This is a genomic window from Sulfurimonas sp., from assembly GCF_041563035.1.
Classification (GTDB): Bacteria; Campylobacterota; Campylobacteria; order Campylobacterales; family Sulfurimonadaceae; genus Sulfurimonas.
The window spans coordinates 26,114-46,205 of the sequence record NZ_JBFFNS010000011.1 but is presented as its reverse complement, the minus strand read 5'-3'; the positions used below and the strand labels follow the sequence as shown (position 1 = coordinate 46,205).

Below are 20,092 nucleotides of genomic sequence, written 5' to 3'. Positions count from 1 at the left end.
ATTATAATAAAACTATACAAGGCAACTATATATTGAGATTATTTACCAAGTTATTATTAATTCTAAGTGTTACTTTCTCACTAAATGCGTCAGATAAGAGTTCTATACTTATTCTGCATTCATATTCACAAGAGTATGAATGGACCAAAAAACAGCATGATTCATTTGTGAAGACTTTAAAAGATTCTAATCAAGAGTTTGAATTCTTTACTGAATATTTAGATACAAAAAGATTAAAGTTCACGAAAACATATCAAGAATCTTTTCTTGAGTATTTAAAAATGAAATATTCTGAACTAAGCCCTGATTTAATATACGTTACAGACGATAATGCTCTTACTTTTATCTTTTCTAACTACAAAAAAATATTTAAAACTAATACAAAGATACCGGTGTTTTTTTCTGGAATTAATAACTTTGATATGCAAAAGGAATTGCCAAAAGATACTTTTGTCGGTATTTATGAATTGAAAGAAATAAAGCCTAATATAGAGCTAATAAAGCAGTTTTCTCCTCAAACAAGGGAGATATATTTGATTGGAGATGATTCAAATACTTATAATTCAATAAAAAAAGAATTTGAATCCCATCTTAGTGAATTTACAAATCTTAATTTTCACTATTTAAGTGATGAATATATTACTAATGTCAAAGATAAACTTCCAACGAAACCAAGAAGTTTTGTTATTTTAACTACTATTGGAAACTTTAAAGATGCTAAAGATAATACACTTTTACCAAAAGAGTCTATTGACGTTATAAGACAAAATCGAAACTTGATAATACTAAGCATGGAAGATGCATATATGCATAGAGGCGTTGTTGGCGGATATATGACAAGTGGGGCTTCTCAAGGTGGTGGAGCGGCTAATCTAGTCTTAGAATATTTACAAAAAAGGTCTTTAGAAAATATCAGCTCTATTGAAAAAGGTTCTAACGAATATTTTTTTAATGCAAAAGAGTTAATTGACTCAAGAATAATACTCTCTGAGTATATTGCAAGAGATTCTACTTTAGTTGACCATAACGGTGATTCAATAGATAGTAAAAAATCAATGTTTTTAAATATCTTTACAGTCGTATTTATAGTATTGTTTTTTGGTGTAGTAGCCTTGTTTGCAATAGAGAGAAAAAAGTATAAACGACAAGCTAAAAAGATGTCAAGACTGGAAAATCTAAAATCAAAACTATATGCAAAAGATCAATTTATAAATAATCTTCTATCTTTTGATGATATGGCTTACTGGAGGTTAGATACTATTAAAGATGAGCTCTATGTTTCAAAAGAGTTACTCTCATTTTTAGGTATTGATAACAACATATATAAAGATGACCCCAATGTACTTACCTACTTTATCCATTCAAATGATAAAAAACTTTTTGGTGAGAATATGTCTGAAGTAAAAAAATCAAAAAAATCAATAACATTTAGTCATCGTTTTGTTACTTCAAATAAGGCTGTTTTAAATGTCACGCATAAGATTTATACTGAGTATATTAATCATACAGCATCTCTTATATTGGGAATAGTTAAAATTGAAAAATAAAACATACAAAACACTGACTATTATTGCGCTCTTTGTATTTTTCTTGAGTGTTCCATTTTTGCAGTCTTTTATCTTTGTATCTAATACTAAGGGAAAGATAGATATCAGTAAGAAGATAGAAGCCAGTTATATAAAAAGTGATAAAAAATTTGTTCTTCTTTTCTTTGGCTATGTCGGGTGCACAGATGTCTGTACGCCACTGCTTGAGAGATTAAACTCTCTATATGAGTCTGAGGTATTTAAAACTGTGAGAGAAGATGTGGATGTTGTGTTTGTAAATCTTACATCAGAAGTGGAAGAGCATCAGCCTGACCTGTTTGCAAAGTTTTTCAATCCTGCGTTTAAAGGTGTCTATCTTTCAAGAAGAGAGACTCTTGATATAGATAGAACTTTTGGACTGTTTTTTTCAAGAAGTATAGCTGATAAAACAAAAGTAGATCATACTGATTTTTTATATCTTGTCCAAAATACATCGGATTTACAAATTTTAAAAAGCATGTATTCCATACATCCGTTAAATAAAGAAAAAATCATTGAAGATATAAAACAACTAGAAGCAAAAAAAGATGAGGATCTATGATGAATACTATACTTAATTATGTTTTTACGTACCCGAGGATACCTGTCTTTGCAAATGGGAGTTTTAAACTTCTCAATATTCAAGCAGATAAAGTAATGATAGGTCTTTTACTTCTTCAGTGGTTTATTGCTACTTTTATAACATCTATTCTTTATGACACATACTACTATGGCTTCTTTGGTGGAGGACTTATTGTTGTACCTATTATGATTCTTTACCCGTTTTTGAAGGGTGACAATTTTTATAGATATTTCATAGCTATCGCCATGATGCTATTTTCAGTCATATTTATTCAACAGTATTTAGGTCGAATAGAGATGCACTTTCATGTATTTATAACTATGGCTATATTAACTCTTTATAAAGACATATTTCCTCTTCTTGCTGCTGCATTGACAACGACTTTTCATCATATAGTATTTAACTACCTTCAACTTTATGAAGTCTCTCTCTTTGATATGCCTGTGATGGTTTTTAACTATGGTTGTGGCTTTGATATAGTTTTACTTCATGCTATCTTTGTTGTAAGTGAATTTCTTGTTTTAGGTTATCTTATAAGGCTTCAAAGAGAACATAATGTTGATCTTAATATTGCTAGAAACAAAGTATCTGAGTTGAACAAAGAGTTGAGACACACCTCCCTTCACGATTCTCTTACAGGTCTGCCAAATAGACTATACTTAAACCAGCAGATAGAAAAAGTTAAGCAGTATGCGGATGAACACTCTAAAAAATTTGCAATTATCTTTTTAGATCTAGATCACTTTAAAAATATCAATGATACGCTTGGTCATGATGTTGGAGATGCTCTACTGCAAACAGTGGCAAACATTTTAAGAAATAATGTCAACAAGAATGATTTGATTACTAGAATCGGTGGTGATGAGTTTATTATTGTAGTCTCTGATTTTGAGCATGATGATGAACTCTTACCGATTATCATTAACCTACTTACTGAGTTCAGGAAAGAGCTTCTGATAAAAGGTTATTCATTGAGACTATCATCAAGTATTGGTGTTTCTATCTTTCCTGATGATTCTTCTAGCATTAGAGAACTTATGAAGTACGCGGATATTGCAATGTACAATGCTAAAGCAGATGGACGAGATAACTTTAGCTTTTTTACTCAATCTCTAAACAAAAAAATTCATAACGAAGTCGACATCATCAATGATATGCAAAGAGCATTTTATGATAATGAGTTTAAACTGTACTATCAACCAAAAGTGGATGTAAAGAGTAAAAAGATTATCGGTGCAGAAGCATTGCTCAGATGGATTCATCATGAAAAAGGACTCATCGGACCAGATGTTTTTATTCCTATTGCTGAAAATACAGGTTTTATGTTGAGCCTTGGTAAGTTTGTTATACAAGAGAGCAGCATGGCTATAAGACGCTTTAGCGATTTAGGTCATAACGATTTAAAAGTATCTATAAACATATCGACTAGGCAGTTTCAAAATACTGATTTGTATCATGATTTAAAAGATGAACTCTCTAAAAACGGTGTAAACCCAAAACAACTTGGAATAGAGATAACAGAAAGTATAATGATCCAGCATATAAAAAAGACTTTATCAACACTTCAAGAGATAAAAAATCTAGGTGTTTCTATCTATATAGATGATTTTGGCACAGGTTACTCATCGCTTTCATATCTTAAAAAGTTTCCTATTGACACTCTAAAAATAGATAAGAGTTTTGTTGATGACATAAATGAAGATGGTAAAAATGATGAAATACTATTAAGCACAATCTTGGCTATGGGGAAAAGTCTGGGATTAGATGTTGTAGCGGAGGGCGTAGAGAATGAGTTCCAATACGACTATCTAAGAGAGCAGGGCTGTGATATTATTCAAGGGTACTACTTTGCAAAACCAATGCCTGAGGAAGAGTTTATAAAGCTGCTTCGCGAAGAGAATCTCTAGCCGCTTTGTCTACTAGAGTGAAGATATTATCTATCATATTTTTTTCTTCACTCTTTTTGTGTCCTTTGACTTTTATAAATTCACACTCTATAGCATCCGTAAGTATATAAAACTCCTTGTATAATGCATGGTTGCTTATTAGAGCTTTTTTCTTGCTTCTATAGTTATTTTTCTCAAATCTCTCTCGTCTATCTTTTAGTCCTATAATATTTTGACAATCTGTAAAAACAACAAGCTTACTGTTTTCAAGTCTTATTTCACCTAGTGCCCAAAGCATAGCTTCTAATTCAAGTTTAGAAGAGCTAGTATCCTCAAACCTTTTAGTTATGACATCGCCTTTATGTAATGTCGTAGAGAGTAATTCAGCTTCATCTAGAAGTAAGTAAGCGCCAAAGCCAAGCTTTTTCTGAGGATTGACACTACCATCTGTAAATAAGTAAAGAGTTGTTTTTTGCATCTACATAGAAACTTTTGTGTTTTTGATTGGTTTTGTTAGCAGATATCCACCAATAAGTACAGGAATTATTCCTAGCATTTGACGAAGCTCTGGTACTTCATCTAAATACATAAAAGCAAATAAGAGCGTCATAGGCGGTACTAAAGCAATCATTGCACTGATCTTTGTGATAGAGATGCGATGAAGTGCTTCCATCCATAAAATCTTTGAGATGCCAAATATAACTAATCCTATGAGTAGCACATAGGGTAGAGCTTTCTCTAAACCTTCTAGGCTTATTCCTGGTTCTATTATCCAAGCTAGAAGAGCTATAACTGGGAGTGCAGTAATTGTCCTGAAGCCTAGTATTGTCTCAGACGAACAATGCACTCTCGCACGTTTAGAGTAGAGATTTGCAATTGGCGCTAAGACCGCAGCTACAAGGATTATAAGATCACCTTTGTTAAAAGTTAAATCATCCGGAATAAGTATAATTATCGCCCCTATGCCCATAATAAAAGCTCCAATACTATGAATGAAGTCCATTTTTTCTTTTCCAAATACATTGAAGTAAAGGTATGAGAAGAAGAGTTGTGTAAATATGATAACTGACATGTTTCCGGCTGTTGTGAACTGCATACCTATAAAAACTAAGGCAAAGAGTGTTGTGATCCAAAAACTCGTAAGAAGCAGGTCTTTGTAAGCATTTCTATTCTTTAGTTCTGAAAAAAGATTTTTCTTGACCATCAAGACTAGAAAAAAGAACAATGATATAAACAGAGAAAAAGCGTAAGTATGTAGCGCACCTATATGTGAGATGGCTACTATGGAAAGTATGGGAAACCAACTCTCCAAAATGGAGAGTCCTATCATTAAAAGTTCGCCTTCGCGCTCTTTTGTCATATATTTTTTAAGTACTCACTCATAAAGCGCACACCAGCTCCAGTTCCTCCATAAACATTACAGTCCCATGCTGATTCAGTATAAGCTGAACCGGCTATATCAAAGTGCATCCATTTGTTTTTGTTCTCATCTTTAATGAACTTATCTAAAAACATACCGGCTGTAATAGCACCGCCAAAAGGTTTCGAAGCTACGTTAGATATATCTGCTATTTCACTCTTTAGAAGTTTTTTAAGATGTCTGTTAAATGGCAGTGAGCCGATTAATTCTCCAGAAGAACTGCCAACTTTAGAGAAGTCATGTTTAAGCTTATGAGAGTGTCCCATCATTCCTGTAGTGTACTGACCAAGAGCAATCATACAAGCACCCGTAAGAGTAGCAAAGTCAAAGATTCCATCAGCTTTTACAGTCTCTTGAGCATAAGTCAGAACATCTGCTAAAACTAAACGACCCTCAGCATCTGTGTTTCTAACTTCAATAGTAGTTCCACTTCTTGATATTAGTACATCATCAGGTTTATAAGCATTTCCACCGACCATATTCTCAACTGCACCGATAAATGCATGAATCTCAACATCTAGTTTTAATTCACTAGCTGCTTTTATTATCCCAAGAACTGCACAGGCACCAGCTTTATCCATTTTCATTGTTACCATATTTGCTGCAGGTTTAAGACTAAGACCACCACTATCATAAGTAAGTCCTTTTCCTACAAGAGAGATGACTTTTTTAGGGTTTTTAGGTTTGTACGCTAGGTGTATGAGTTGACTCTCGTGGATAGAAGCACGACCAACAGCAAGCATAGCTCCCATATTTTCTTTTTTAAGCTCTTCTTCTGCAAGTATATTACACTCTAGTGAGTTTGTATCAGCTAGTTTCTTTGCTAAGATAGCAAAAGTCTCAGGGTTTAATTCTTGAGGAGCTTTGTTAACTATGTCACGAGTGTAACATGTAGCATTAGCAATGATAATTGCTTCATTAAAAGTTGTTTTTAGTTCATCATAATCAAGCTCATTAGATGCAAGAGAGATATCTTTTAGCGTTATCTCTTTTGGCTTTGATTTATACTCGTTGAACTCATATCCGCCCAGAACTACACCCTCGACCATGGCAGTAAGAGAGTTGTTTTTAATAACGCTAAATGCCGCACTCTCATAGTTTGAAGATTTGAGTGCTTTAACCATACTTACGGTAGCACTTCTAATGTCGTCACTTTTTTTACTATCTGTTCCACAAAACAGTAGGCCTTTCTCATGTAAAAAACAAGTAGAGTCTTGCTCTGCTTTGAAGCCAGCTTGGTTTAGCATTCTAAGCTCTGTATGCTCTGCTAAAGCGTCTGGAGTTAAAAACTCTACTGTTATATCTGCTTTGATATCAGAAATATTTTTGTTTAATAGTTGAATGTTCATAAAGTATCCATGTTGTTAAGTTATTTTGAGAGATGGTATCTAAAAGAGTATAAAATAGAGTTTATTTATATGATGTAAAACAATGTCATAAAGAAATGAAAAATACTTCCTCCAAGCACAAATAGATGCCAGATGGCGTGATAAAAATTCTTGTGATCATTTATGTAGAAAAATACTCCCAATGTATAAGACAAACCGCCTGCAACGAGAAGATATATGCCTCCACTTTCCATAGACTCGCTAAGAGGACCTATTGCAACTATAATACTCCAACCCATGATTAGATATAAAAAAAGAGATAGCTTTTCAAAACGGTTTGGATAGATAAACTTCATATAGATGCCAAAAAAAGCAGTCGCCCAAATAGCAGATGCAATGGAATAGCCCCACGGTCCGGCAAGGGAAACAAGAGTGATAGGAGTGTAGCTTCCTGCTATCAGGATACATATAGATGCATGATCAAATTTTTGAAATAACTCTTTTGCTTCTTTATGCGTAATAGCATGGTATAGGGTAGATGAACCATACATCAAGATAAGTGTCGTTCCAAATATTGCACTGCTTGTTATAGCTACGGACGAACCTCCTATAGTCGCAAATGAGACCAATATGGCAAGTCCTGCTACGCTTAACGCTAAGCCAAATCCGTGAGAGATAGCGTGCCATATTTCCTCAATAAGTGAAAAGTTATTTATATTTTCCGTCCTTGACATCAGCTTTTATCTCTTGGAGTTTTTCTTCTAAAATACTTACTATGATCTCAGACGCATCTTGGTCATCAGGTTCCGGTACATTCCAGTCAACTATCTTCAGATTAGATTTGAAAAGTGATTCAAGCTCATCTCTTATATCTTCTTTTCTAGCGTGCAGATCTTTTTGCACAGCAGTTGTTGGTATAACTTCTTCTTTGTTTAACCATTCATAGGCATTGTCAAGAGATTCGAAAAACTTCATATCTCCATTCATAAACCAGCTTCCAATTTTTGCAGCGTATTTTTCTATACTGCTTGTTCCAACTATAGCTATTTTACTGAAAATCTGCCTAAATTCCATGCCAAATTTAAAGTCATCCCAAGCAGCTCTTAGCTCCCAACCATTAAACTCGGTTGCATCTATAAGAATTCTGACATCAGGCTCTCTTGCCCCTTCTATGGAGCTTTTAAGCATAGGAATCATTCTCTCGTAATCTTCATGTGTCAGAGTTCCATTTATCTTTATCTTCATGAAAAAAAAGTCATTTACTCTGTTTATACCTATTGAAATACCGTGCTCTACAATACCCATAATATACTCCTATGTAAATTATTTATGTTTATATTGTACCTAAACAGTGTATTTAAATTGTGAAGTCAAATATTTCCTCTAAAGCTCCACTTCCTCTTATTATTTTGTCTATGCTTAGTGTTTGACCTAAGTACTCTAAGTTGTGCAAGTCTTTTATCATATACTTAAACATTGGCCATATAGACCAAAACTGCCAAGATGCAGCCCCAATAACATAGGCTAAGACCTTTTTGTCCTTTATAGCGATAAACAGACCCTGATCTTTACTTATTAAGTCGGTAAGTTGCTCTTTTGTAAAAGGAGTCGTTACAAAACCGTCTTTTTTATCTTCCTCATCTATGGAATCTACTTGGTACTTGTAGTGTAGTTCTAGTACTTGGTCTATATCTGAGAGTTCTGCGATTTTTAGTTTCACAGATGCTAGATGTTTATATAGTGAATTATATAGTTGCTAAACTTTAAACTAACAAAATATATCTTGGTTATAATATTAACAATCTAAAGGAAAATATAGCATGATACCTTTTAACTATTTAGGATACTTTTTTAAACACTTTGGTTCTGTTATATATCCAAAAGAAGTACTTGATGAACTATGCATATTTTTGGAACCACTCCATAACGAGGCATCTGTACTTGATGTCGGTGCAGGGACAGGTGTGATGAGTGAGTTCGCTCATAGACGCAACTCTAAGCTTAAATATGTAGCGATTGACCCGGCAGAGGGAATGTTGAAGTATGCACCAAACTACGCAGAAGTACATGTAGGAACTGCAGAAGCACTTCCATTTGAAGATGATAGTTTTGAAGCCATACTCATGGGAGAATCACTGCATCACTTTTATGATCCAGATGCAGCTATGAAAGAAGTTGTACGAGTTTTAAAGAAAGATGGAAAACTTTTTATCTATGATTTTGATTTAGGTACATTTAGAGGAAAAGCAATATGCACTATGGAAAAACTACTTGGTGAACCGGGACATTTTTATGAAGTAGATGCACTGAAAAAGATGTTGGAAGGTTATGGTTTTAGAGTAGAGGTAAGCAAGCATAAGTGGCGTTATACTGTGAGTGCTAATTTATAAGTACCACCCTGAAAAAGGATGGATTTTAATCGAAGTGAAGTATATCTTTAGCTTGAATCATATCTTTGTCACCGCGACCTGATAGATTTACGATGATTATTTTATCTTTTATGTTTTTCATCTTTTTAAGATGTGCTACTGCGTGAGCACTTTCAAATGCCGGGATGATACCCTCTTTTTGTGATAGCCATACAAATGCATCTAGAGCTTCTTGGTCTGTTGCATTGTCGTATGTCACAGATTTATTGTCATTGTGAAAAGAGTGTTCAGGTCCTATTCCAGGGTAGTCTAGCCCGGCTGATATAGAGTGAGCTTCTATTATCTGTCCATCTTCATCTTGAAGTGTGTAGCTCATCTGACCATGTAAAACACCAGGACGACCCTTTTCTAAAGAACATCCATGTTTGTCTGTCTCTACGCCAAGTCCACCGGCTTCTATACCGATACACTCAACCTCTGCATCTTCCAAAAAGTGTTGAAACATTCCGATAGCATTAGAACCACCACCGATACATGCTATAACATGATCAGGAAGTCTTCCTTCTTTCTCTAGTATCTGCGCTCTTGCTTCCCAACCGATAATAGCTTGAAAGTCTCTAACCATCATTGGGTATGGATGCGGACCAGCAACAGTTCCGATGATGTAGAAAGTATCTCTAGCATTTGTTACCCAGTGACGGATAGCTTCATTCATAGCATCTTTTAAAGTTCTGGAACCACTCTCAACAGCATTTACTTTAGCACCAAGAAGTTTCATGCGAAAAACATTAAGCTCTTGACGTTCAGCATCTTTAGCACCCATAAACACTTCACACTCTAAACCTAGAAGAGCACATATTGTTGCAGTAGCAACGCCGTGTTGTCCCGCACCAGTCTCAGCTATGATTTTTGAGTAACCTAGTCTTTTGGCCATAAGACCTTGAGCAATAACATTGTTTACCTTGTGCGCACCTGTATGGTTAAGGTCTTCACGTTTCAGGTAGACTTTAGCACCAAGCTCTTTAGAAATATTTTCAGCATAGTAGAGTGGAGAAGGGCGACCAACATAGTCGGTCAGATAGTAGTGAACTTCTTTCCAGAAATCTTTGTCAAAACGAATTTCTTCATACTCTTCTTTTAGCTGTAGAAGTGCAGGCATAAGTGTTTCAGGAACATAACGCCCACCAAAAATGCCGAAGTGTCCATTTTCATCTGGATCGAATTTTGAAGCCGAAGGAATATACATTATTTAACCTCTATAAGAGAGTAAACATCAGTTTTCTCTTCTAGTACTTTTATACCGTCTAAGAAACTGAGACCGATAATAAAACAAGCTTCAATACATTGAGCACCAGTTTGGTTTACAAGTGTAGCAGCAGCGTTTGCAGTCCCGCCTGTAGCTATAAGATCATCAATAATTAGAACTCTTGCATTAGGGATTGCACTAAATGCATCTATATGAACTTCAACTTCATCTACACCATACTCTAGTGAGTATTTTTCACTTATAGTCGTATATGGAAGTTTCCCTTTTTTACGAATAGGAACAAAACCAAGACCTAGCATCTGAGCAAGAGCTGCACCGAAGATAAAACCTCTAGCATCTATACCAGCGATATAGTCTAAGTTATACTCTTTATACCTTTGGTATAGGTGGTTCATTAGTACGCCATAAGCTTCTTGGTCGTTTAAAAGCGTAGTAATATCTTTAAAAACTATTCCAGGTTTGGGGAAATCTTTGATGTCCCTAATTGATTCTTCGATTATTCTTCTTTCTGTTTTACTAAGTGTCATAATATATTTCCCCTTTTTTATAGTAGAGCGTCTATACGACCCTCAAGTGCTTTGATTTTACCATTTAGACGATCAGTCTCTTGTCTGTGTTTAGTGTTTCTCTGTTTTAAGACTTTTAACTCATTTCTAAGTTTAGTAAGCTCTTCACTTAGGATATCAACATTACCAAGTGCGCGTTGTAGTTGTATCTGATACTTTCTTATTAGTATCTCTGCCTCTTGAAGCGTTAGCTTCATCAGGTCATTACCTCTTTGCTCTTTGTTTGTAATACTTTTGAAGTAGTACATCTTGACAAAAAGATAAACAGATAAAATTGATAATATTGTTAAAAGTGACCATTCCCAAAACATGAGCTTTTCCTTTAATTTATTTCATAAATTTAAGGGAACCTTTTCATTCCCTTTTGTACGGCTTTGGAAGTAATTCCAAAGCCTACGCTAACGCTGAATTTCCTTCAGCAGGAAGCTCTCAGAACTAGTGATTCTAAATTTACGCATTAATCGCTTCGATCTTATCAACACGACCACAGTGTCTTCCACCATCAAAACTAGATGCAATCCAAGAATCAAGTATAGACTCAGCTACACCTTTTCCAACGATTCTCTCACCAAAACATAAAATGTTCGCATCGTTGTGACCTCTTGCTACCATCGCAGTGTAAGCATCGTGACAAAGAGCAGCTCTGATCCCTGTGTGACGGTTTGCTGCCATACTCATACCAATACCTGAACCACAAATAAGTATTCCCTGCGCAGATGCATCACCTAGCACAGCTTTTGAAACTTTTACTGCGTAATCAGGATAATCAACTCTATCCTTTGAAAAAGGACCTAGGTCGATGACTTCGTGACCTTTTTCTTTTAGTAATTCAACCGTATAGTCCTTTAAATCGATTCCCGCATGGTCTGTAGCAATATAAAACTTCAATATTTGTCCTTTATGTTAATAGTTGTAAAATAGCTTGTACCGGCATAAATAGCAGGTAGTCTTTAAGTGGTGTCATAAGAATGATTAAAACAACGATAATTCCGTATCTTTCATTTTTGTAAAAGAACTCTGCAACTGCATTTACTCTGTACTTTAGAGCTAGATGCATCAAAAAGTGTGCTCCATCAAACTGAGGAATAGGAAGTAAGTTGAATACTCCTAAAACAACATTTATGATTAAAAGCTGAAACACAAACATATATGCAAAGACATAAACTAAACTGTCAGCAGTTGTAGGCTGAGCCATTGCGACTACAGCTACAGATGCTAAAGTAGCCATGGTAAAGTTGTAAACGATTCCTGCAAGGTCAACTTGCATAGCCGCGTTGTACCCACCGCTTCTAATAACTGTAGCAGTATTTATAGGCACAGGCTTAGCCCAACCAAATAAAAATCCGCTGTCTCCACCTAAAAGAATAGGAAGAAAGTACATAGTTGCAGGAACTATAATAGTACCTACTAAGTCAACATGTATAAGTGGGTTTACAGATAATCTTCCAGCATTTTTAGCAGTTGTGTCACCATACATATATGCAACCCATCCATGCATGATCTCATGCCCTATGATAGCTACTGCAAGCGCAAGTACTGCTGCTAATATTTTTAGTAAATCAATAGATTCCATGGTCATCTTTGTCTATTTTAAGTCTCTCTTTTCTTGCTAAGTCAAGATGTGGAGCTGATTCTAGATCTGTAGGAGTTTTACCCATTCTATCCCATCTTATCTCCCAGTCATCAGTTACTGAGAAGTATACAAACCAAGGAGTTCCTTCGATATTGTCATAAGGGACAGCGCCCCAAAAACGACTGTCGTTTGAGTGGTCTCTGTTGTCCCCCATCATAAAGTAGTTGCCTTCGTCTACTTTTATAGGAGCAAAGTAGAACAGTGCCATTGGATATCTGCCATTGTTTGTTATCTTCTCATCGTGGTGGATGCCAGGATGAGCTTTCATATAAGGGTTTTTAACCCATAGTTTTCCAGCGAAGACTATGATCTCAAAACCTTTGAAGTTCTCTTTTATCCACTCGTCACCTTCATTATGATGAACAAATAAGTTCTTCTCTGATACAAATAACTCATCACCTGGAAGTGCAACACATCTTTTTACGAAGTGCTGTTTAGGGTTACCGGGGTATCTAAATATAACAATGTCTCCACGCTCTGGAGTGTCTCCATCAAGCAAACGAAGTTTGTCACTCCACGGCATGATAGACATCTCAATAAAAGGGATGTGAGGCATAGAGATACCGTAAGCAAACTTTTTAGCAAATAAATGGTCACCTATAAGAAGTGTGTCTTTCATCGAGCCTGACGGGATTCTAAATGCTTGAGCGATAAAAAATATAACAAAAAGAACTATGATGATAGTTCCCGTCCAAGAGTTTGAAAATCTATAAGCTTTGTGTATAACTTCTTTCATTAAGATTCACTTTGCTGAGAAAGTTTTGCTGCGTTTATTTTTGCAGCCTTAAGAGTGTTACTAAGAAGCATAGCAATTGTCATTGGACCAACACCACCTGGGCTTGGAGTGATGTATGAGCTTTTTTTACTTACGTTTTGGAAGTCTACATCACCTACAAGTTTACCTTCTTTGGTTCTGCTTACTCCAATGTCGATAACTACAACATCATCTTTAACCATATCTTCTGTTATTAGGTTGATAACACCAACACCTACTAGAACAACATCTGCATTTAAAGTGTGTTTTTTCAAATCATCTGTAAATATATGACATATCTCAACCGTAGCGTCTGCATTTAGAAGTAGGGCAGCCATAGGTTTTCCAACTATATTTGAAGCACCGACAACTACACAGTTTTTACCTTTTACATCTATGTCATACTCACGTAAAAGTTCCATAACTCCAAGTGGAGTACAAGGAACAAAACCATCAAGATTAGTAACTAAGCGACCAACATTATATGGATGAAAACCGTCAACATCTTTTTCTGGAGCTACAAGTTCTAAGAGTTTAGTCGTGTCAATATGTGCCGGCAGGGGAAGTTGAATTAATATACCGTCGATATTTGAGTCATTATTCATCATCACAATTGTTTTTTCAATAGCTTCTTGTGAGATACTTTCAGGCATATCGTGAGTAATAGAGTAAAAACCAACTCTATCACAAGCTTTTTTCTTCATATTTACATATGCAGAACTTGCTGGGTCTTGACCAACCAAAACAACAGCTAAACCAGGTGTGCACCCGCATGTTAACTTTAAATCTTTAACTTCTTGTGTGACTTTTTCTTCTATTTTTTTTGAGAGTGCCCTACCATCTAGTATTTGCATTTAAACCTCATAAATAATTTTTTTATTATTATACCCATCAAATTATAATAAGGTGCTTTAGGCGCTATCTATCTGTTATTATCGTACTCATCAAAGGAGATTTTTTCTTTCCGGTTGATATGATGTTTTCCAATCTGACAACCTATATTGTAGAGTTGTGTCATATTTTTTGAGTTAAATTCAGTAGGATCAATTACTACATTTTCCATCTTCTCATGGATGGTCGCCATTTTGAATTCAAAACCTTTTTTTTGCAACTACTGTAGAGTCTGTAAACGCTTCTGTCAAAGAGTAAGTCCATTTCTGTTAATACATAAGCTTCTATAATGCTAAAAGGAGCTTGTTCAGCAGGTTTATATATATCTTTGTCTGTACTTTCTGTTTGCTACTGTATGAAGAGTTACGTCAAAGTTCTTGTTATCTGTATTTTTAAAGTTTAATACATCTCCCCAGTTAACCAGTAGGTCAATCGTAAAAACTTGTGAGTAGATGCCACAGTCTATGTGCATCTGGTAGTAGTTTTTTTCATCAGCTTAAACTTTCATGTATTGGGGTGGGAGATAGATAGGCGTCTTTCTTTTTTTATGTTCCTGTGCTACTTTGTTTAAAAATGCTTTGTCAAAAGTCTTTTTAATTTGTGTAGAAATACTCTACTTTTTTTAGATCATCTTCACCTAAAAATATAAAGGGAGCCATTACTGCACAAGTAGAGATTCCAGTAACTATGTCAAAGTTTGGAATATCGCCTTTTTTTGTCCAGCCAACAAGAAGACCTGTTTTAAATGTACCACGTGAGCCACCACCTGAAGGAGTTAAAATATCAAAAGGAACTTTGCCGTTACTTTCGTTGTATCTATTAGCTTTTTGAATTAAAATAGTTCCAAGAGAGTTTTTTATGGAGCATTTATTTTTAGAATCTATGTCTAAATCTATAGCATCCCAAGGAAGTATTTGAGCGTGAGCTTCTGGAAGAGCCACTGGTCTTGTTGTACAGCCTAAAAATAGTAAAGGATGTAGTATGGATAAAAGTATTTTTTCATATTAAGATTATAATTAATTTATTTTATTTTTACTAATGGAAAGCCTTGACCAAGAGGTGATATGTACGGGTATTGAGCACGTTTAAACACTTTTTCTGCTATCTCAGGGACTCTGTCTTCTATGAAGTTTGCAATCTCTAATGTTTTTATATATCCATCGTTGTCGGCATCTGCCTTGCCGTTTAGTCCATCAGCGAGCACATACGTTAGTAAACCATGTCCATTGTAGCCCTCTAGTGCCTCTTGAGAAGACGATGAAGCGGAAATAATAGTAGAACCTACTGCACGACTTAAAACTTTCATGGCAGTTGTCTCTGTAAGTCCACGTGTAAGAAATGCCACCTCAAGAGTTTTCCCTAATTTTCCTGAGTTGCAAGTATCTAAAATGATAAACTTTTTAGTTGTCGGTATATTTGCTATTAGGTCACGAAGTGTCTCTTGATTGATAGCCTCTTTCTTTATTCCACGACTAGATAATGCCCCTACATTTGACGTTATCATATGATATCTTGCCTCTTCAATCATCCCATGACTAGCGACAAAAAAGATAAATAAATCATTTGGAGATATGTTTTGCATATCTTTAAGTGCTTTGGTTATATTTTCTTTTGAGGTTGCATCTCTTGAAGTGAGTAGCCTTATATCAACTTCACCATATAGATGCTTAGTCCTTTGTTTAATAGTTTTTGCGAAAAGTTTTGCGTCATCTACTGCGTATTTTAGAGCTATAGATGGATTCTTATATTCATTTATACCAACTACAACTGCATATATATTTGGCTTTATTATAGGGTCATAAGTAGATATTACAGCCAAGCTTTCTTCACTAGATGCCATAGTGTTTTGTTCATTATAGACTATGGCTTTTATACTATGTTTTCCCTTTGTTAGTTTTATAGTATAAGTTTTAAGCACGATGTTTTTGTCTTGTGTTTTTTTAAGTCCACGATCACCATCTGTTTTAATCAGTACATCGTCTAGATAAAGTCTTATCTGACCTATACCCCCGGAGTTTGGAGTTATTTTAAGAGTTACTTTTAGCTCTTCTTTGTCTATATTCTCTTTGGTATTTATGATTGCTACTTTTGGTGCTGGCTTAATTTCACTTATTTTTAATCTAGGCACTTGTTCTGATTTAGCTTTTACAGTTTTTATGATTGGTTTGGCTTTTAACTCTAAAGATGATTCTTTATATGCATAGTTAAAATTTTCATTTATGCCACTTATACTTTCGCTAACTATATCAGGTCTATAAAATATTTCGTAGTACTGGTCTATTGTGGAGATTTCCATCGTGTTTGTTAGTATATTTAAATGCTTAGTTCCACCAGCAGTTGTATCAAAGTAACCTTCAGGAGTTATGCTTACAGAACTACCATCTTCAAAAGAGATTATGGACAACAGCTCTTTAGCTTCTTTTATACTCCAGTATTTTATAACACCACCTTTGTCATATGAGACAAGGTACTCTCCATTACCACTTAAGTCAAAACCTTTAACTCCAGAAGGGTGACCTTTGAATGTTTTAATTAATTCACCTGATTGAATATCCCACTGCTTGATTGTTCTGTCATCGCTTGCTGAAAAAAGATACTTATGATCACTAGATATTTGTATATGATATAGATAGTTTGTATGACCTTTGAATGATTTGATAAATTTAAATGTTTTCAAATCTAGAATATCTATATTATTGTTCCAACCTGCAACTATTACATATTTGTTATCTGTTGTAATATCTATGGACCTTATGTTGTGCCCATAGATGCGAGTGTTTATTTCTTTAGCTGCTTTAATATCCCATAGCTTTATATTTTTGTCCGAACTTACAGATACTAAATATTTATCATCAGAAGAGATTTTAAGTGTATCTATGGAAGATGAATCTTTTTTAGTATCTACAATAAAACTATCAATAAGCTTACCAGACTTAATATCCCACAGTTTTATAGTCATATCATCACTCGCTGAAATAAGATATCTTCCATCTGAGTTAGTGGTGATTGAGGTAATACTATTTGTATGACCTATGAATTCTTTTATTTTTTTTCCTGATTTTATATCTGATAGAAGTATTTTGTACAGAGAAGTTGATAGAATATACTTCATGTCTTTTGTTATTAAGACTTCACCCTGTAAATCTTTATATTTTTTTATATTCCCAAAAAGACCAGGATTCATAGTGTAAACTAATCCAGCATATTTTTGTTTATGATCCCTGCCAAAAACAGATCTATTGCTGACAATAACAGATCTATTATCTGGGCTAAATGCCACTGAACGAACTATAACTGGGTTAACCATAGCTATATTGAGTTCTTTTCCATAGTTTGTATCATTATTTATATCTAGCTTATATAGTTTTTCATTTACTCCCAAAAGGGCATAGTTTTCATTTGGGTATAAAGCTAAACAATGTCCATATTCCCCACTATCTCGTTTAAACTCTTTTATTTGTTTACCACTTTCTAAATCCCATAATATAATACCATCAATAGATAGTGATAGAAGCTCTTCATTGTCTTTTAGTAAAACCATATCAGTAATTCTACTTTTATGACCTTCTAGTGTCTGCACTGCTTCAGCATTATCTATATCCCATATTTTTATACTACCGTCAGAGCTTCCTGTTAGGAGTTGTTTGTTGTCATTAAATATTTTAATATAGCCTATATGGTTTGTATGACCACTAAAAATTTTGCTTTCTTCACCTGTTTCAATATTAACCATCTTTATTTTATGACCTGGAGCATTTACAAAAAAGTATTTGTCATTTGCATCTATCTGAACGTTGTTTAAACCCTCTAGACTTATATTGTATTTCCTTAGTTCTTTACCTGTTTTTAGGTTCCAATATATAACTTCACCTTGAAGTTTTTTATTAATATATGAAGCACCTACTGAGAAAGCATATGTATCATCTTTCATAACTGATATTCCTGTTAAGACTCTACTGTGCCCATTAAATGTTTTGATAAGCTTTCCAGTTCTAATATCCCACAGTTTCATCGTACTATCGTAGCTACCTGAGAGTATATGTCTACCATTTGATATAATCTGGATAGATATAATAGACCTAGTATGGCCAACGAATGTGCGAATGTTTTTACCAGTTTTTATATCCCATAATTTTATATCATTATCACCGCCAGCTGATAAGGCATATTTGCCATCAGGAGTAATAATTACTTTTTCTATATTAAAACTATGATTGATTGATACGTAGGGCTTAGTTACTTTAAAGTCTGGATCACTATAGTCAATCACTTTTGTAGTATCTGTACTACCAAATATATTAGATATACTAAAAGCTACAGCTTCTGTTTGGATTTGATTAAAATAAGAAATAAAGATAATTGAAAAGGCTAAACTAACTAGTTTTTTAAACATACTGCTTCCTCTATTAGTGCAATCTATACATATTATCTAAATAGAATAAAAAAAATTCTTATTAGCGGTCTATACATATAGTAAATTAATGATTTAAAGCTCATAAATTATTTTTTTGTTATTATATCATCATATATCTAGAAGGTCATTTTATGAGATTTTTTTTGCTTTTTGCTTTTCCTTATTTCCTCTTTGGAGCTACATCGTTTATAACTCCGCTTGAATACGCATCTCAACTCTATAAAAACCCTAGAGGAATAGGTTGTCATCATTGTCACGGTGAAAAAGGTGAGGGTAAACTTGTTGCAAGCTATATTCATAAAAAAAAGAAAAAAACATTTGAAGGACCGGCTATAAATAGGCTGGACTTTAACACTTTTTATAAAGCACTTGATAAAAGAAAAAATGGGATGCCTAGATACTTCTTAACAAAAAAAGAGGTTCAGGCACTTTATCTTTATCTTCAAGAAAATAAAGGCTCTTTGGATGATGAATAAAATAGAAAAAGCATATGCCGATAGAGATCTTGTTACTCTGGATGCATTGGCTGAGCCGACTTTTAGAGTTCTTAACAAACGAAATGATTTTCGATCTGTTTTAATGCTCTCATGTAACAATATAAAGCACTTAACCAAGATAGAACAGCTAGATGCTGACTGTATTATGTTAAATCTTGAAGATGGTGTTAGTAAAGAAGATAAGCATTTCGCACTTGTTTTGTGTGCTATATTCTTAACTAAACACACAGAGTGCAGTAAAAAGCTTGTTGTTCGTGTAAATGCTCTCGATGATGGTGGATATGAAGAAATAACATATCTAAACCAGTTTATGCCGGACGCTATAAGAGTTCCAAAGATTAAAAACAAAAAAGAAGTTGATAATGTGCTAGCGTTATTAAATGAAGAGATAGAGCTGCATCTCTCTATTGAAACATCGGAAGCTTGGCATAACTTAGCAACGCTAAAAGGTAATCTTAGAGTTACTACTTTTTATCTTGGTATCTTGGATCTTTTTGCAGATATGAAACTATCCCAAAGCCTTATAAACCTAAACAATCCTACTATGCTTTATATGCTTTCTCATTTCTTGATTACATCAAAAGCAATGAGAGTAAAACCTGTATCTTTTGTTTACCAAGAGTTTAAAAACTTAGATGAGTTCTCTCTTTGGATAGATCTTGAAAAGAGTATGGGTTATGATGCAAAAGGGTGTATTTCTCCAGATCAAGTGCGACTTACAAATGAAAAGTTTGTTGATGAAGAAGATCAAATAAAAAGAGCACAAGTCATAGTGAAACTCTTTGAGATGCACAGAGAAACCGGAGTGACAGGTTTTGTGGATGAAGAGTATGGATTTATTGATGAACCCATATATAAGGGCGCTTTAGCACTTTTGAATATTAACTAATATCAAAATTATTTAACTAGAATTTTATAA

The 20,092-nt window shown here is 34.4% G+C and carries 23 protein-coding genes; 6 read left to right on the top strand and 17 right to left on the bottom strand.

The genetic code is table 11. The annotated features are described in order from the left end of the window. The first annotated feature begins 32 nt into the window (after positions 1–32). From ABZC13_RS08590 to ABZC13_RS08580, 3 genes are read left to right on the top strand one after another with little or no spacing between them, the layout of a single operon-like run. Positions 33–1,547: an ABC transporter substrate-binding protein gene (locus tag ABZC13_RS08590; RefSeq protein ID WP_373002447.1), complete on the top strand. Its 1,515-nt coding sequence runs from the start codon at positions 33–35 to the stop codon at positions 1,545–1,547. Beyond that, positions 1,537–2,127, top strand: a complete 591-nt coding sequence (locus ABZC13_RS08585; protein ID WP_373002445.1) for an SCO family protein — start codon at positions 1,537–1,539, stop codon at positions 2,125–2,127. Before ABZC13_RS08590 ends, ABZC13_RS08585 begins: the two co-directional genes overlap by 11 nt. Further along, positions 2,127–4,055 (top strand): putative bifunctional diguanylate cyclase/phosphodiesterase, encoded by a 1,929-nt coding sequence (locus ABZC13_RS08580; RefSeq protein ID WP_373002443.1) that lies wholly within the window; start codon positions 2,127–2,129, stop codon positions 4,053–4,055. The genes ABZC13_RS08585 and ABZC13_RS08580 overlap by 1 nt, the downstream gene beginning before the upstream one ends. Here the strand turns inward: ABZC13_RS08580 and ABZC13_RS08575 are convergent. The 6 genes from ABZC13_RS08575 to ABZC13_RS08550 all read right to left on the bottom strand — a co-directional run bounded on the left by ABZC13_RS08575 (position 4,024) and on the right by ABZC13_RS08550 (position 8,502). Next, entirely contained in the window at positions 4,024–4,512 is a 489-nt protein-coding gene (locus ABZC13_RS08575; RefSeq protein ID WP_373002441.1) for a ribonuclease HI, read from the bottom strand. The genes ABZC13_RS08580 and ABZC13_RS08575 overlap by 32 nt on opposite strands. Continuing rightward, a complete protein-coding gene (locus tag ABZC13_RS08570; protein ID WP_373002439.1) occupies positions 4,513–5,394 on the bottom strand; it encodes a DMT family transporter in 882 nt (293 codons plus the stop codon). Beyond that, positions 5,391–6,803 carry a leucyl aminopeptidase gene (locus ABZC13_RS08565; RefSeq protein WP_373002437.1) on the bottom strand — a complete coding sequence of 471 codons (1,413 nt, stop codon included), beginning with the start codon at positions 6,801–6,803 and terminating at the stop codon, positions 5,391–5,393. Before ABZC13_RS08565 ends, ABZC13_RS08570 begins: the two co-directional genes overlap by 4 nt. 65 nt (positions 6,804–6,868) lie before the next feature. After that, positions 6,869–7,516, bottom strand: a complete 648-nt coding sequence (locus tag ABZC13_RS08560) for a hemolysin III family protein (protein ID WP_373002435.1) — start codon at positions 7,514–7,516, stop codon at positions 6,869–6,871. Further along, a complete protein-coding gene (locus ABZC13_RS08555; RefSeq protein WP_373002433.1) occupies positions 7,491–8,087 on the bottom strand; it encodes an STAS/SEC14 domain-containing protein in 597 nt (198 codons plus the stop codon). Before ABZC13_RS08555 ends, ABZC13_RS08560 begins: the two co-directional genes overlap by 26 nt. 52 nt (positions 8,088–8,139) lie before the next feature. Next, positions 8,140–8,502 carry a hypothetical protein gene (locus ABZC13_RS08550; protein WP_373002431.1) on the bottom strand — a complete coding sequence of 121 codons (363 nt, stop codon included), beginning with the start codon at positions 8,500–8,502 and terminating at the stop codon, positions 8,140–8,142. Between the two features lie 100 nt (positions 8,503–8,602). On the opposite strand from ABZC13_RS08550, the gene ABZC13_RS08545 reads away from it, so the two are divergent. Continuing rightward, positions 8,603–9,172, top strand: a complete 570-nt coding sequence (locus ABZC13_RS08545; protein WP_373002429.1) for a class I SAM-dependent methyltransferase — start codon at positions 8,603–8,605, stop codon at positions 9,170–9,172. Between the two features lie 25 nt (positions 9,173–9,197). On the opposite strand, the gene trpB is transcribed toward ABZC13_RS08545, so the two are convergent. The 11 genes from trpB to ABZC13_RS08490 form a co-directional block, all read right to left on the bottom strand. After that, positions 9,198–10,397 (bottom strand): tryptophan synthase subunit beta, encoded by a 1,200-nt coding sequence (gene trpB, locus ABZC13_RS08540; RefSeq protein ID WP_373002426.1) that lies wholly within the window; start codon positions 10,395–10,397, stop codon positions 9,198–9,200. Then, complete coding sequence (locus ABZC13_RS08535; RefSeq protein WP_373002423.1) at positions 10,397–10,945, bottom strand: adenine phosphoribosyltransferase; 549 nt, start codon at positions 10,943–10,945, stop codon at positions 10,397–10,399. The genes trpB and ABZC13_RS08535 overlap by 1 nt, the downstream gene beginning before the upstream one ends. A gap of 17 nt (positions 10,946–10,962) precedes the next feature. Continuing rightward, positions 10,963–11,295, bottom strand: coding sequence for a hypothetical protein (locus ABZC13_RS08530; protein WP_373002420.1), 333 nt, complete (start codon positions 11,293–11,295; stop codon positions 10,963–10,965). A 139-nt stretch (positions 11,296–11,434) separates the two neighbouring features. Further along, positions 11,435–11,872 carry a ribose 5-phosphate isomerase B gene (gene rpiB, locus ABZC13_RS08525; protein ID WP_373002417.1) on the bottom strand — a complete coding sequence of 146 codons (438 nt, stop codon included), beginning with the start codon at positions 11,870–11,872 and terminating at the stop codon, positions 11,435–11,437. A 10-nt stretch (positions 11,873–11,882) separates the two neighbouring features. Then, positions 11,883–12,557, bottom strand: a complete 675-nt coding sequence (locus ABZC13_RS08520) for a site-2 protease family protein (RefSeq protein WP_373002414.1) — start codon at positions 12,555–12,557, stop codon at positions 11,883–11,885. Further along, positions 12,544–13,353: a signal peptidase I gene (lepB, locus tag ABZC13_RS08515; protein WP_373002411.1), complete on the bottom strand. Its 810-nt coding sequence runs from the start codon at positions 13,351–13,353 to the stop codon at positions 12,544–12,546. The genes ABZC13_RS08520 and lepB overlap by 14 nt, the downstream gene beginning before the upstream one ends. After that, on the bottom strand, positions 13,353–14,225 hold the full coding sequence (gene folD / locus ABZC13_RS08510) for a bifunctional methylenetetrahydrofolate dehydrogenase/methenyltetrahydrofolate cyclohydrolase FolD (protein ID WP_373002408.1): 873 nt from the start codon (positions 14,223–14,225) through the stop codon (positions 13,353–13,355). Before folD ends, lepB begins: the two co-directional genes overlap by 1 nt. Positions 14,226–14,293: 68 nt before the next feature. After that, positions 14,294–14,455 (bottom strand): hypothetical protein, encoded by a 162-nt coding sequence (locus tag ABZC13_RS08505; RefSeq protein WP_373002405.1) that lies wholly within the window; start codon positions 14,453–14,455, stop codon positions 14,294–14,296. A 123-nt stretch (positions 14,456–14,578) separates the two neighbouring features. Beyond that, a complete protein-coding gene (locus ABZC13_RS08500) occupies positions 14,579–14,734 on the bottom strand; it encodes a hypothetical protein (protein ID WP_373002402.1) in 156 nt (51 codons plus the stop codon). Between the two features lie 121 nt (positions 14,735–14,855). Further along, positions 14,856–15,203, bottom strand: coding sequence for a hypothetical protein (locus tag ABZC13_RS08495; RefSeq protein ID WP_373002400.1), 348 nt, complete (start codon positions 15,201–15,203; stop codon positions 14,856–14,858). Positions 15,204–15,283: 80 nt separating this feature from the next. Next, positions 15,284–18,655, bottom strand: coding sequence for a caspase family protein (locus ABZC13_RS08490; protein WP_373002397.1), 3,372 nt, complete (start codon positions 18,653–18,655; stop codon positions 15,284–15,286). A 152-nt stretch (positions 18,656–18,807) separates the two neighbouring features. Here ABZC13_RS08490 and ABZC13_RS08485 point away from each other — a divergent pair, with 152 nt between their 5' ends. Continuing rightward, complete coding sequence (locus ABZC13_RS08485; protein ID WP_373002394.1) at positions 18,808–19,152, top strand: cytochrome c; 345 nt, start codon at positions 18,808–18,810, stop codon at positions 19,150–19,152. Further along, entirely contained in the window at positions 19,142–20,062 is a 921-nt protein-coding gene (locus tag ABZC13_RS08480; protein WP_373002390.1) for a CoA ester lyase, read from the top strand. The genes ABZC13_RS08485 and ABZC13_RS08480 overlap by 11 nt, the downstream gene beginning before the upstream one ends. Positions 20,063–20,092: the final 30 nt, after the last annotated feature.